General features: G+C 66.5%; 13 protein-coding genes. 8 read left to right on the plus strand and 5 right to left on the minus strand.

Annotated features, from left to right (window positions below; genetic code table 11):
* The first annotated feature begins 251 nt into the window (after nucleotides 1–251).
* A complete protein-coding gene (locus L2U69_RS14700; RefSeq protein ID WP_236107875.1) occupies nucleotides 252–2,180 on the plus strand; it encodes a pilus assembly protein TadG-related protein in 1,929 nt (642 codons plus the stop codon).
* A gap of 94 nt (nucleotides 2,181–2,274) precedes the next feature.
* A complete protein-coding gene (locus L2U69_RS14705; RefSeq protein ID WP_236107876.1) occupies nucleotides 2,275–3,777 on the plus strand; it encodes a protein adenylyltransferase SelO in 1,503 nt (500 codons plus the stop codon).
* Nucleotides 3,778–3,792: 15 nt separating this feature from the next.
* Here L2U69_RS14705 and L2U69_RS14710 read toward each other — a convergent pair whose 3' ends face one another.
* Together L2U69_RS14710 and L2U69_RS14715 are read right to left on the minus strand one after the other, a co-directional pair.
* A complete protein-coding gene (locus L2U69_RS14710) occupies nucleotides 3,793–4,230 on the minus strand; it encodes a VOC family protein (RefSeq protein WP_236107877.1) in 438 nt (145 codons plus the stop codon).
* A gap of 105 nt (nucleotides 4,231–4,335) precedes the next feature.
* On the minus strand, nucleotides 4,336–5,190 hold the full coding sequence (locus L2U69_RS14715) for a mechanosensitive ion channel family protein (RefSeq protein WP_236107878.1): 855 nt from the start codon (nucleotides 5,188–5,190) through the stop codon (nucleotides 4,336–4,338).
* A 246-nt stretch (nucleotides 5,191–5,436) separates the two neighbouring features.
* On the opposite strand from L2U69_RS14715, the gene L2U69_RS14720 reads away from it, so the two are divergent.
* The 4 genes from L2U69_RS14720 to L2U69_RS14735 are packed head-to-tail and all read left to right on the plus strand — an operon-like array spanning nucleotide 5,437 to nucleotide 8,811.
* Nucleotides 5,437–5,859, plus strand: coding sequence for an META domain-containing protein (locus L2U69_RS14720; protein WP_236107879.1), 423 nt, complete (start codon nucleotides 5,437–5,439; stop codon nucleotides 5,857–5,859).
* A gap of 37 nt (nucleotides 5,860–5,896) precedes the next feature.
* Entirely contained in the window at nucleotides 5,897–6,241 is a 345-nt protein-coding gene (locus tag L2U69_RS14725) for a DUF4870 family protein (protein WP_236107880.1), read from the plus strand.
* A gap of 48 nt (nucleotides 6,242–6,289) precedes the next feature.
* Nucleotides 6,290–7,237: an SMP-30/gluconolactonase/LRE family protein gene (locus tag L2U69_RS14730; protein ID WP_236107881.1), complete on the plus strand. Its 948-nt coding sequence runs from the start codon at nucleotides 6,290–6,292 to the stop codon at nucleotides 7,235–7,237.
* 2 nt (nucleotides 7,238–7,239) lie between these two features.
* Complete coding sequence (locus L2U69_RS14735) at nucleotides 7,240–8,811, plus strand: spermidine synthase (RefSeq protein WP_236107882.1); 1,572 nt, start codon at nucleotides 7,240–7,242, stop codon at nucleotides 8,809–8,811.
* A 3-nt stretch (nucleotides 8,812–8,814) separates the two neighbouring features.
* Here L2U69_RS14735 and L2U69_RS14740 read toward each other — a convergent pair whose 3' ends face one another.
* Genes L2U69_RS14740 through L2U69_RS14750 form a run of 3 tightly spaced genes read right to left on the minus strand, consistent with a single transcriptional unit; the run spans nucleotide 8,815 to nucleotide 10,194 of the window.
* Nucleotides 8,815–9,531 carry an Nmad3 family putative nucleotide modification protein gene (locus L2U69_RS14740; protein WP_236107883.1) on the minus strand — a complete coding sequence of 239 codons (717 nt, stop codon included), beginning with the start codon at nucleotides 9,529–9,531 and terminating at the stop codon, nucleotides 8,815–8,817.
* A 10-nt stretch (nucleotides 9,532–9,541) separates the two neighbouring features.
* The gene (locus tag L2U69_RS14745; protein WP_236107884.1) at nucleotides 9,542–9,958 is read right to left on the minus strand and encodes a type II toxin-antitoxin system VapC family toxin; all 417 of its coding nucleotides are present in this window, start codon (nucleotides 9,956–9,958) and stop codon (nucleotides 9,542–9,544) included.
* Entirely contained in the window at nucleotides 9,955–10,194 is a 240-nt protein-coding gene (locus tag L2U69_RS14750) for a FitA-like ribbon-helix-helix domain-containing protein (RefSeq protein WP_236107885.1), read from the minus strand. The genes L2U69_RS14745 and L2U69_RS14750 overlap by 4 nt, the downstream gene beginning before the upstream one ends.
* A 177-nt stretch (nucleotides 10,195–10,371) precedes the next feature.
* Between L2U69_RS14750 and rpmI the strand changes: the two genes are divergently transcribed.
* Both rpmI and rplT read left to right on the plus strand, forming a co-directional pair.
* Nucleotides 10,372–10,572, plus strand: coding sequence for a 50S ribosomal protein L35 (rpmI, locus tag L2U69_RS14755; RefSeq protein WP_236107886.1), 201 nt, complete (start codon nucleotides 10,372–10,374; stop codon nucleotides 10,570–10,572).
* A gap of 14 nt (nucleotides 10,573–10,586) precedes the next feature.
* Nucleotides 10,587–10,952 carry a 50S ribosomal protein L20 gene (gene rplT / locus L2U69_RS14760; RefSeq protein ID WP_109905124.1) on the plus strand — a complete coding sequence of 122 codons (366 nt, stop codon included), beginning with the start codon at nucleotides 10,587–10,589 and terminating at the stop codon, nucleotides 10,950–10,952.
* Nucleotides 10,953–11,014: the final 62 nt, after the last annotated feature.

Here is an 11,014-nt window from a genome sequence, read left to right on the forward strand (position 1 = left end):
GACTATATTCAAGATTGAAAATTCGATCTGGTGTAGGTGGTGGTTGCAGTAGAAATGCCACCGGTGGATTTTCCGACGCGACGGAAGCCGGCGCGCCGCGATGGCGCCGATTCGGATCCGTTAATCATTATTTGGGAATATAACGGCCCATTATAGGTCGAAATGGGTCTGTTTTTGGGTTAATCGCGCGGGCCCCAACCGTAAGCTACGCCTCGGCAAGCAAGGGTTTGAACGGCAGGGGGCCAAGCGTGATGCGTATCTTCGGCGCCGGAACGGCACGAGACGAAAGAGGCGCGGCGGCGATCATTCTCGCCATCGCCCTGCCGCTGCTGATCCTGGCGACCGCCTTCGTCGTCGACCTCGGCTACGGCTATTTCGAAAAGCAGCGCCTGCAGGATGCCCTCGATCTGGCGGCAATGTCCGCCGCGCGCGAATTGGACGGCGGTGCCGACGAGCGCGGCCGGGCGCGCACCGCGGCCGTGGCCACACTGGACGACAATGGCTTCGACGTGGCCGCGATCGACCGGATGCTGTTCGGCCGCTACCGCGCGGGCCGTCCCGTCGGCAGCCGGTTCCAGGCCGAGGCGGACACCGGCACCTCGCCCAACGCCGTTCAGATTCAGGGCGTCTCGAGTTCGCCGCGCTTCTTCTCGCGCATGATCGATGACGGCGATCTTGGCGTCGACGCGGTCTCGACCGCCATGACCACGGGGCGTCTCGCCGTGGTCCGTATCGGCAGCGGCCTCGCGGAACTCAAGGGCGGCCTGTTGAATGCGATCCTCGGCGCATTGCTCGGCGGTAACGTCGACCTGACGGTGCTCGACTACAACGGCCTGCTCGGCGCCAATATCGAACTGCTGTCGTTCCTCGATGAATACGCGATCCGCGTCGGTCTCGAGGCGGGTGACTACGACGGCCTTCTCAGCGCCGATGTTTCGGTGCTCGGCGTGCTCGGTGTGGTCGCCGACATCGCCCACAATGCCTATGACGGCGACCCGACGGCGATCGCTCTCGGCATCGGTCTCGGCGATGCCTTTCCCGGCATCAACAAATTGCCCCTTCTCGACATCGAGAACGTCAACATCAAGCTCGGCGACCTGCTCGGCATCGGCATCGGCACCGTGGATTCGGGTCTCGCGATTCCGATCAACGTCTTCGATCTCATCACCGCCGGCATCTTCGCCGCCAGCACCACGCCGAACGAGACGGGGCAGCACGCCCTGGGCGTCTCGCTCGACACATTCCTCGGCGCATCGCTGCATGTCTCGATCGTGGAACCGCCGCAGCCGCCCACGGGCTATCGTGTCATCACGGAAGAAGACATCAGGAATGGCGACAACCTGCTGCGCACCTCGCAGATCCGCCTTCTTCTTCGGGTCGACTGGCAAGGGCCGCTCACCGGCGTGCTCTATCTCGTCAACGGCATTCTCGACGCGCTCCAGATCCTCGGTCTCGATGTCGATCTGCTGCCGACCTACGGCCCCAACGCCAACGAGAATCTGAGCATCGGTGTCAACGTCGGCTACGGCGAGGTCAGGGTGACCGAACTCGGATGCGAGGCCGAAGACGGCCCCGACCGCCATGTCGGCATGGACGTGGATACGGGCGCCGTCTCCGCACACGTCGGCCAGATCGATCCGGACGATTTCCTGTCGAACGATACCGAAGCCCACGCGGATCCGTTCCGCGTCCTCGGGCTCAGCTACAATCTCTGGGGCCTGATCAATCCGCCGATCGATATCCTCTCGGTCGACATTGGGGTCAATCTCCCGGTCGGGGCGCCGACCGCCAGCATCGACATGGCGGCGAGCGACCTTACCGACGGCGAAGCCTTCGCCGACCTCGCCGCCCTGTTCGATCAGCCCGGACAGGCGCCGGACAGCGAAGCCTTTCCGAGCAGCGCCTCCATCGGCACCACGGACATCATCACGACCCTGGGCCAGAATCTGCGCGATGCGCTCGGCCTGCAGCTCGGCGGCTATTTGGGGGAATATGTGCTGCAGCCCCTGGTCGATCTCGTCACCCTCCTCGTCGGCGATTTCCTGATCGGCACGGTGCTCGGGCCCCTGCTCGATGCCCTGGTCGACCTTCTGCTCGATATCCTCGGCATTCGCGTCGGCACGACGGATGTGGCGGTGATCGATCTTTCCTGCGGCACGCCGAGGCTCGTGCTGCCCTGATCGGGGGCTCCGGCCCGGTCCGCAGGGACATCGGGGCTGGCCATCGGCGGTCTCCGGGGTTTAGATCGGATTCGTGCCAAGGGACGATGCCGATATGAACACCCTCACCGACGACACGCCGGTGGTCGATCTCGGCCTCCGCTTCGACAATTCCTATGCCCGTCTGCCGGACCGCTTCCATGCCCGGCAGGTGGCGGCGCCGGTGGCGAAGCCGCGCCTGATCCGCCTCAACCGGGCGCTGGCCGACAGTCTCGGCCTCGCGGACGGGCTCGACGAGGCGGATCTGGCCGCCGTCTTCGCCGGCAATGCCGTGCCGCGCGGCGCCGAACCGCTGGCCCAGGCCTATGCCGGCCACCAGTTCGGCAATTTCGTGCCGCAGCTCGGCGACGGCCGCGCCCTTCTCCTCGGCGAGGTCCTGGACCGGGATGGCAGGCGCTTCGACCTCCAATTGAAGGGGGCCGGCACCACGCCCTTCTCGCGTCAGGGCGACGGCCGTGCCGCCCTCGGCCCGGTGCTGCGGGAATATGTCGTCAGCGAGGCGATGCACGCCCTCGGCATTCCGACCACGCGGGCGCTCGCCGCCGTCACCACGGGCCAGCCGGTGCTGCGCGAAGGCCTGCTGCCCGGCGCGATCCTGACCCGGGTCGCGGCCAGTCACATCCGGGTCGGGACGTTCCAGTATTTCGCCGCCCGGGACGATCAGGCGGCGATCGCGCTGCTGATCGATCATGTGATCGCAAGGCATTACCCGGATCTCGCCGCCGCACCCAACAGGGCGCTGGCGCTTCTCGAAGCGGTGATGGAACGCCAGGCGGCGCTGGTCGCGCGCTGGCTGCACGTCGGTTTCATCCACGGCGTCATGAATACCGACAACATGGCGATCTCGGGCGAGACCATCGATTACGGCCCCTGCGCCTTCATGGACGAATATGATCCCGCCACCGTATTCAGTTCCATCGACCGCCAGGGGCGCTATGCCTATGCCAATCAGCCGGTGCTGGCCCATTGGAACCTGGCCCGGCTGGCGGAATGCCTGCTGGAACAGATGGACCCGGACCAGGAGAAGGCGGTCGCCATGGCGACCGAGGCGCTGGGACGTTTCGCCGATCTGTTCCGGGGCTACTGGCTGGACGGCATGTTCGCCAAGATCGGCATCGCCGCGCCGGCGGAAGGGGACAATACCCTGGTGCAGGGCCTGCTGGACGTCATGAAGGACGGACGGCCCGACTACACGCTGACCTTCCGCGCGCTTTGCGACGTGGCGGAACGGCCGGACGAGACGGGGCCCGTGCGGAACCTCTTTCTCGGCATGGAGGGGATCGACGCCTGGCTGTCGCGCTGGAGCGCACGGCTTGCGACGGACGGGCGGGCGCCGGCGGCGATCGCGTCGGCCATGCGAGCCGCCAATCCCGCCTTCATCCCCCGCAATCACCGGGTCCAACAGGCGATCGATGCCGCCATGAGCGGCGATTTCACGCCTTTCCACCTGCTGGTGGACGTGCTGTCCCGGCCCTTCGACGATCAGCCGGAAAACATGGCGCTGACCACGCCGCCCGAAGCGGACGAACGCGTGCTCAAGACCTTCTGCGGCACCTGATCACCAGACGCCGGTTCACCAGACTCCCGTATTGCCCATGGAAGCCCAGGGCTCGGCCGGGGGCAGGCTGCCGCCCTTCTGCAGCAGCTCGACCGAAATCAGGTCGGGCGAGCGCACGAAGGCCATGCGGCCGTCGCGCGGCGGGCGGTTGATGGTGATGCCGGCGGCCTGGAGGCGGGCGCAGGTGGCATAGATGTCGTCCACCTCGAAGGCGAGATGGCCGAAGTTGCGCGCGCTGCCGTAATCCTCCGTATCCCAATTGTAGGTCAGTTCGATCAGGGGCGCGGTCTCGCTGCCGTCGTGCACGTCGTCCGGCGCGCCCAGGAAGATCAGGGTGAAGCGTCCCCCCTCGCTGTCCATGCGGCGCAATTCGCGCAGGCCCAGATGAGTGCAGAAGAAGGTGAGCGCCGCGTCGAGGTCGCGGACGCGGATCATCGAATGCAGGAAACGCATGATGCCCTCGCGTGGCTGATCGGAATTCGTGATGGCATGGTGAAGCGGCACCCGCCCGGGCGCAAGACGCGCCCGGGCATGGCTGGCAGTCGTTTCCGGGCGCGGTTATTCCGCGGCGTCGGCGGGAATCGGCATGGTGCCGTCGCGCAGCGAGATGACGGTCTGCGGGAACGGGATGGTGATGCCGGCGGCGCCCAGCTTGATCTTCAGTTCCTTGAGGAGATCCCAGCGCGTGGCCCAGAAATCCTCGCGCCGGACCCAGCCGCGCACCAGGATGTCGACCGACGACGCGCCCAGCTCGCCGACCGCGACGATCGGTGCCGGTTCGGCCAGAATGCGGGACTCCGCCGCCATCACGTCGCCGATGATGGACATCGCCAGGTCGACGTCGTCGTCATAGTCGATGCCCATGGTGACGTTGATCATGCGCGTCGATTCGCGGCTGTAGTTGATCACGGCCGAGGACCAGACGGTGCTGTTGGGAATCTGGCGCCAGATGCCGTCGAAACTGACCAGCACGGTGGCGAAGAGGCCGATCTCCCGCACCGTGCCGGCATGGTCCGAAACCTCGACGAAATCGCCCAGCTTGAACGGGCGCAGCAGCAGCAGCATGAAGCCGGCGGCGACATTCGACAGCGTGCCCTGCAGGGCAAGACCGATGGCGAGGCCGGCGGCGCCCAGCATGGCCAGCAGGCTGGCGGTCTGGACCCCGAAACGGTCGAGGACCGCGATCAGCACGAAGACCAGCACCAGATAGCGCGCCAATGTCGCGATCACGGGCACCAGGGTCGGCTCGACGCGGGAGGAGGAGCCGAGGACCTTGCGCAGGGTGCGCGACAGCCAGCCCGCGACGGTCCAGCCGATGACGATGATCAGCAGCGCCACCAGAAGGTTCAGGCCCTGATCGATGATCCAGGTCACGAGGACGGGCGAATCCGCCATCAGTTGCTTGAAATCCATCGCTGCTTCCTTTCCGTCGTCCAGCGCTTTCCCGATCGGAACAGGGGCGAGGCTAAGGACTTTGCTTCATGGTGCAACCGCAAAAAAGCCTTAACGCTGCGTTGCACAATGATGAAATCGCAACCCTGGGCGGGAACCTTCCGCGCCCATCCCGCATTGTGACCCATGCGCATGGCCAAGCCGTGCGCGGGCTCGCCGGACACCGTTCCGGGCCGGGCGACGAAGTCCCCCATTCCGGGTATCCTGATGAAGACACGATCGAAATTTCCCCTCGGGCGCGGGATGTCGGCGCTCGCCGCCCTGCTGCCGGTGCTGGTCCTGACGGCGGCCTGCGCCGGGCCCGCAGCCCTGCCGGAAGCCGGCGTCGACTGGACCCTGGCGGCCATGCCGGGTACCGAACTGGAAGGTCCCGCGCCGACCATGACCTTCGCCGAGGAAGGCCGGGTCCACGGCTCGACCGGCTGCAACCGCTTCACCGGCACGGCCGAGGCCACGGCGGACGGTCTCAGCTTCGGGCCGCTGGCGGCGACGCGCATGGCCTGTATCGGCCCGACCGTCGAGACGGAATATCTGGCCCGCCTCGAACGGGTCGCGGGCTGGCGCATCGACGGCGAATCACTGGTCTTCACGGATGGCGCCGGCGCCGTCCTGATGGTCTATGATCGCTGAACCGTCGCATGGGCGCGAGGCGCAGGAAGGTTCCGTCATGCTGAATGATCCGCTTCCCAATCCCCGCACCAGGGAAGACGAGTTGCGCGGCTTCGCGCTCGCCGCCCATATCTGTATGGGGGCGGGCTTCATCAACGGCATCACCTTCGTCGTCGCCGTCGTCATCGCCTACATCAAGCGGGGCGAGGCGGAAGGCACGATCTATCGCAGTCACTTCGACGCGGTGATCAAGACCTTCTGGCTCTCCCTGCTGTTCGGCATCATCGGCGCCGTCGCCACGGTCATCCTGATCGGCTTCGTCGTTCTCGCGGCGGTCGCGGTCTATGTGATCTATCGCGTTGTCATCGGTATCGTCCGGGCCCTGGACAGACGGCCCTACTGACGGCGCCGCCTTGCCCGCGGCGGCGGGGATCGGCAAGATCCCCAACCCATGAGCAATCGTCTTCGCCCCTTCCTTCTGGCATCGCTGCTGATGGCCGCGCTCTCCCCCGGCGCGGCGGCGATCGAGCGCGAGGCGGCGCCGGCCGAGATCCTCAATATCGACGCCCATTATCCGGAAGGGCCGCAGCTGCTCGCCGACGGCAGCCTGCTGAGCGCCGAAATGCCCAGGGACCGGGTGGTGCGCAGCGGGCCCGGGGGCTCCGATGTCGTCTGGCAGGAGAAGGGCTGTGGTCCGACCTCGGTCAAGCGCCTGCCGGACGGCGGCTTCTGGGTGCTGTGTCATCTGGGCGGGCGCGTCGTCCGCCTGTCGCCGGATTTCCAGACGCTGGCCCATGTCGACTGGGCGGAGGACGGCAGCCGCATCACCTGGCCGAACGATGCCTCGGTCGATGAGAAGGGCAATCTGTTCCTCTCGTCCTCCGGCCTGTTCTCCCGCGCGGCACCGGCGACCGGCCGCCTGATCCGGATCGATGCCGCGACCAATGCCGCCAAGGTGCTGGCCGGCGGCATTCACTACAGCAACGGCGTCCTGGTGCAGGAGGACCGCCACCGGGTGCTGGTTTCCGCCCATCTCGACGGGCGGGTGCTGTCCTTTCCCCTGCTGGCGCCGGATCGGGTCGGGCCGCCGTCGGTCTTCTTCGATCTGGCGACGATTCCGCCGGTCGAACATCCCTATGACCTCGGCGGGCCGGACGGGCTGGCCGCCTTTGCCGACGGCGACGTGGTGATCGCGAACTACGGCAACGGGCGCCTGATCGTCGTCTCCGCGACGGGGGAATTCCACATGGTCATTCCGGTCGCCCTGCCCTATGTGACGAATATGGCGATCACGCCGGACCAGAAGAGCCTCTACGTCACCATGACCCGCGACAACCGTTCCCACGACCTGGACGGCCGCGTGCAGCGTTACGCCATCCGGCAAAAGGACAAGGATTGAGCATGGCCGAAACCGCCGCGCCCGCCGCGAGCCCGATGCGCAGCGCCGCCCTTCATGGCGCCGCCTTCTTCTCGGGCTTCGTCACCATGGCGCTGGAGATGATGATCGGGCGCACCTTCATCCCCTATTTCGGCGGCACCATCTATACCTGGGGTGCGCTGATCGCCGTCTTTCTGATCGGCATGACCGTCGGCTACGTGATCGGCGGGCGTTACGTCGACCGCCATCCCCACGGCCGGATCGTCGCCCTGCTGTTCTTCCTCTCGACCTTCACCATCCTGTTCATGCCCTTCTGGGGGGAAGAGGTGATCAACCGCATCCTCGACGAGGTCTACGACCTGCGCTACGCGGCCCTTCTCGCCGCCGTGGCGCTGGCGTGCCTGCCGGCGGCGCTGCTGGCGGCGGTCGGGCCGTTCTGCCTCCGCCTGCTGCTCGACGCGCGGACCCATTCGGGTACGGTGTCCGGCCGGATCTCGGCGCTCAATACGGCGGGCAGTATTCTCGGCACGCTGGGCACCAGCTTCTATTTCATTCCGAGTTTCGGCATGCGCTCGATCTATTTCGTGCTGGCGGGGGTCACGCTGTTCTTCAGCGTGATGGTCTATCTGCTGACCCGGCCGCGCCGGGGTGCGGCGAAGACGGCGGTGGCTGTGGCCTGTGCCGTGGTCGCGGCGCTTTCGACCGGCGGCGTGCCGCGCCCGGCGGCGGCGCAGGATGTCTCGCGCCTCGCCGCGCTGCCGGACGGCCTGCTGGAACGGGTCGATTCCGAATACAACACCGTCTTCGTCGAGAAGCATGGCGATGTCGTGGGGCTCTATTTCGGCTATCGGCGCCTGCGCTATACGGAATCCGCCATCAGCATCTCGAAGCCGCGTGCCCTGATCGTGCCCTATACCCGCTTCATGACGGCGGCCCTGGCCTTTCGCGAGGAGCCGGTGAAGCGGATCGCCCTGGTCGGCCTCGGTGGTGGGCGCACCATCAACTATCTGGTCCAGGCCTTGCCGGGCGCCGTCGCCGACGTCGCCGAGCTGGATGGTGCCGTGGTCGATCTGGCCGAACGCTATTTCGATACCCATGAAAGCGAGCGCCTGCACATCCACACCATGGACGGCCGCATCTTCATGCGCCGCACCGACGAGACCTATGACCTCGTCCTGCTCGATGCCTATCGCGGACCTTTCGTGCCCTTCCACCTGACGACCCAGGAATTCTACCGCCTGGTGCAGGAGAAGCTGTCGCCCGGCGGCATCGTCGCCCAGAACGTGGAGCCCACCACCATGTTCTTCGACAGTGCCTATGCCACCATGGCCTCGGTCTTCGATCAGGTGGACATGATCGTCGCCCAGGGCAACATCGTCCTGGTCGGCTATCAGGGCCCGCGCCTTTCGGACGAAGAGCTGGCGGCGCGTGCCGCCCGCGTGCAGGCCCGCGACCGGCTGCCTTATGACCTCCGCGAGCTGATCGAGGCGCGGCGCGACGTCGGCACCATCGACGAGCCGACCATCCTGACCGACGATTTCGCCCCGGTCGAAAGCCTGCACACCATCGAACGCCACAACGAAAAGCGGGAATAGGGCTCAGCCCTCGATCAGGGCCAGGATTCCGCGCCGCCAGTCCAGGGCCTCGGCATCATCGCCGACATGGGCGACGAATTCCTGCCCGCGCGAGGCGATCGCCAGCCCGTCGGGTGCCTGCCAGCGGTCTTCCCTGCCGTGATAGGAAAGCCCGATGCGGCGCAGCCAGGGCGGCACGATCCACTGGCGCAGCGGCCCGCCCGGCCGGGTCAGGCGCAGTTCCGGACCGGCCCGCCGCGCCAGGGCGCCCGGCCCTTCATAAAGACAATTGCCCGAACCCCATGCGCCGAGCCCATGGGGATGGGGCCTTTCCATCGGCCCGATCCCGGCGGGCACCGGGGTATGCACGGCTTCGACCGTCATCGCCCCGAAAATCCGGTGATGCCGCTCCCCCGTCGCCTCTTCGGCAAAAAGGCCGAAGAACAGGAAGACGTCGCCGATGCCAACGCCCTGATTGCGCAGATGGCCCTGGGCCGCGCCGTCCTGCCCGAACAGGCAGCGCCCGTCGAAAAACATGGGATCGTCATGGCACAGGTGATCCCGCCCGATCCGCCCCCTGGTCGCCACCTCGACCAGATCCCCGAGCCCACGCTGCGCATATGTCGTCCGCGACCGGTCGAGCGCCGGTATCGGCAGACTGACCGGCCGCCCACCCACGATCGGCGACGCCGCCCCGCCCGCCGCCGTATCGAAACCCTTCCGGCTGAAGATGATGCGCATGGGGCCTTGCTCAGCCCCACGGATTGATCACCGGCACGCCCGCCGCTTCGAAGGGTGCCGTATCTCGTGTGGCAACCGAGAAGCCGTGACTTCGGGCGATGGCGGCGATCTGGCCGTCGGCGAAGGCGATGGCGCGGCCCTTCATGCGGCAGTCTTCCTGAATGTCGGCGAAGATCCGGGCTGCTGCCGCATCGAAGGGCAGGATTCGATCGCCGAACAATCGGTCCAGCAGCGCGGCCAGGGCCCGGTCCAATCCGTCGCGTCGGCGACCTTGCGGCAGACGCCCGATGCCGACCAGCAATTCGGCGAGACTGACGGACGTCAGATAGAGTGTCTCCGCCGCCTGGGCATCCAGCCACGCACGCACGGCGGGATCGCCGTCGAGGCGCATGGGTTCGGAGACGACATTGGTGTCGAGGACGATCATTCGAAGTCGGCCGGCTCGACGGGGGTGTGATCGCGCTCCACCACCAGGTCCAGGCCGCCCATCTCGGCGCCGAAGGCGGCGAGGGCGGTGCCGATGGCGAGGCGTTCTTGCGGGCGCACCGCCGCCTCGAGGATGGCGCGGATCTCCGCCTCCGTGCTGCGGCCGTGGGCCGCCGCGCGCTGCTTGAGGGCGCGGTGGGTTTCCGCCGGTAGGTTGCGGATGGTGACGGCGGGCATGGCGCTAGCTTTCGATATCAAATCTTGAATATTGATATCATCCGGGGCGACCCAGGATCAAGAGAGCGCCTTGCGTGCCCCCCGACTCTCCGCTATAAGGCCCGCTTCCATCGCGGGGCCGGGCGAAAAGGGCTGCCTGGGCACCGCTTGACGATCCTTTGGATCAAGGAGGTTCAAATGCCCAAGATGAAGACGAAGAGCGGGGCGAAGAAACGCTTCACTCTGACCGGGACCGGCAAGGTCAAGGCGCTTCAGGCCGGCAAACGCCACGGCATGATCAAGCGCACCAACAAGCAGATTCGCAATCTTCGCGGTTCGACCACCCTGTTCAAGACGGATGGCGACAACGTGAAGAAGTATTTCCTGCCGAATTCGTGACGGAGGCCTGAGCTATGTCCCGCGTGAAACGTGGTGTGACCGGCCATGCCCGTCACAAGAAGGTTCTGGATATGGCCAAGGGTTATCGCGGCCGCGGTAACTCGTCCTTCCGGATCGCCATCGAGAAGGTCGAAAAGGGCCTTCAGTACCAGTACCGCGATCGTCGGGCCCGCAAGCGCAATTTCCGCGCCCTGTGGATCCAGCGTATCAATGCCGCCGTGCGCGAGCACGGCCTGACCTACAGCCGATTTATCGACGGTCTCGCGAAGGCGGGCGTCGAGGTCGACCGTAAGGTCCTCTCCGACCTCGCCATTCGCGAGCCCGGCGCCTTCAAGGCGCTGGTCGAGCAGGCGCGGGCGGCTCTCCCCACGGAGGCCTGACCCCCCGCCAAAGCACTGGCATTCATCCCCGGGGTTTGTGATAACCCCGGGGACACGAATTG

Origin of the sequence: Zavarzinia marina (genome assembly GCF_021568905.1) — a bacterium.
GTDB classification, from domain to species: Bacteria; Pseudomonadota; Alphaproteobacteria; order Zavarziniales; family Zavarziniaceae; genus Zavarzinia; species Zavarzinia marina.

Excerpts from the sequence above, each read along its gene's own strand:
- L2U69_RS14745 (WP_236107884.1), bottom strand. The coding sequence starts at position 9,958 with ATGATCGTCCTCGACACCAATGTCGTCTCCGAACCCATGCGCCTCGAC.
- L2U69_RS14720 (WP_236107879.1), top strand. The coding sequence starts at position 5,437 with ATGAAGACACGATCGAAATTTCCCCTCGGGCGCGGGATGTCGGCGCTC.
- L2U69_RS14725 (WP_236107880.1), top strand. The coding sequence starts at position 5,897 with ATGCTGAATGATCCGCTTCCCAATCCCCGCACCAGGGAAGACGAGTTG.
- L2U69_RS14740 (WP_236107883.1), bottom strand. The coding sequence starts at position 9,531 with ATGCGCATCATCTTCAGCCGGAAGGGTTTCGATACGGCGGCGGGCGGG.
- L2U69_RS14750 (WP_236107885.1), bottom strand. The coding sequence starts at position 10,194 with ATGCCCGCCGTCACCATCCGCAACCTACCGGCGGAAACCCACCGCGCC.
- rpmI (WP_236107886.1), top strand. The coding sequence starts at position 10,372 with ATGCCCAAGATGAAGACGAAGAGCGGGGCGAAGAAACGCTTCACTCTG.
- L2U69_RS14705 (WP_236107876.1), top strand. The coding sequence starts at position 2,275 with ATGAACACCCTCACCGACGACACGCCGGTGGTCGATCTCGGCCTCCGC.
- rplT (WP_109905124.1), top strand. The coding sequence starts at position 10,587 with ATGTCCCGCGTGAAACGTGGTGTGACCGGCCATGCCCGTCACAAGAAG.
- L2U69_RS14730 (WP_236107881.1), top strand. The coding sequence starts at position 6,290 with ATGAGCAATCGTCTTCGCCCCTTCCTTCTGGCATCGCTGCTGATGGCC.
- L2U69_RS14715 (WP_236107878.1), bottom strand. The coding sequence starts at position 5,190 with ATGGATTTCAAGCAACTGATGGCGGATTCGCCCGTCCTCGTGACCTGG.
- L2U69_RS14700 (WP_236107875.1), top strand. The coding sequence starts at position 252 with ATGCGTATCTTCGGCGCCGGAACGGCACGAGACGAAAGAGGCGCGGCG.
- L2U69_RS14710 (WP_236107877.1), bottom strand. The coding sequence starts at position 4,230 with ATGCGTTTCCTGCATTCGATGATCCGCGTCCGCGACCTCGACGCGGCG.
- L2U69_RS14735 (WP_236107882.1), top strand. The coding sequence starts at position 7,240 with ATGGCCGAAACCGCCGCGCCCGCCGCGAGCCCGATGCGCAGCGCCGCC.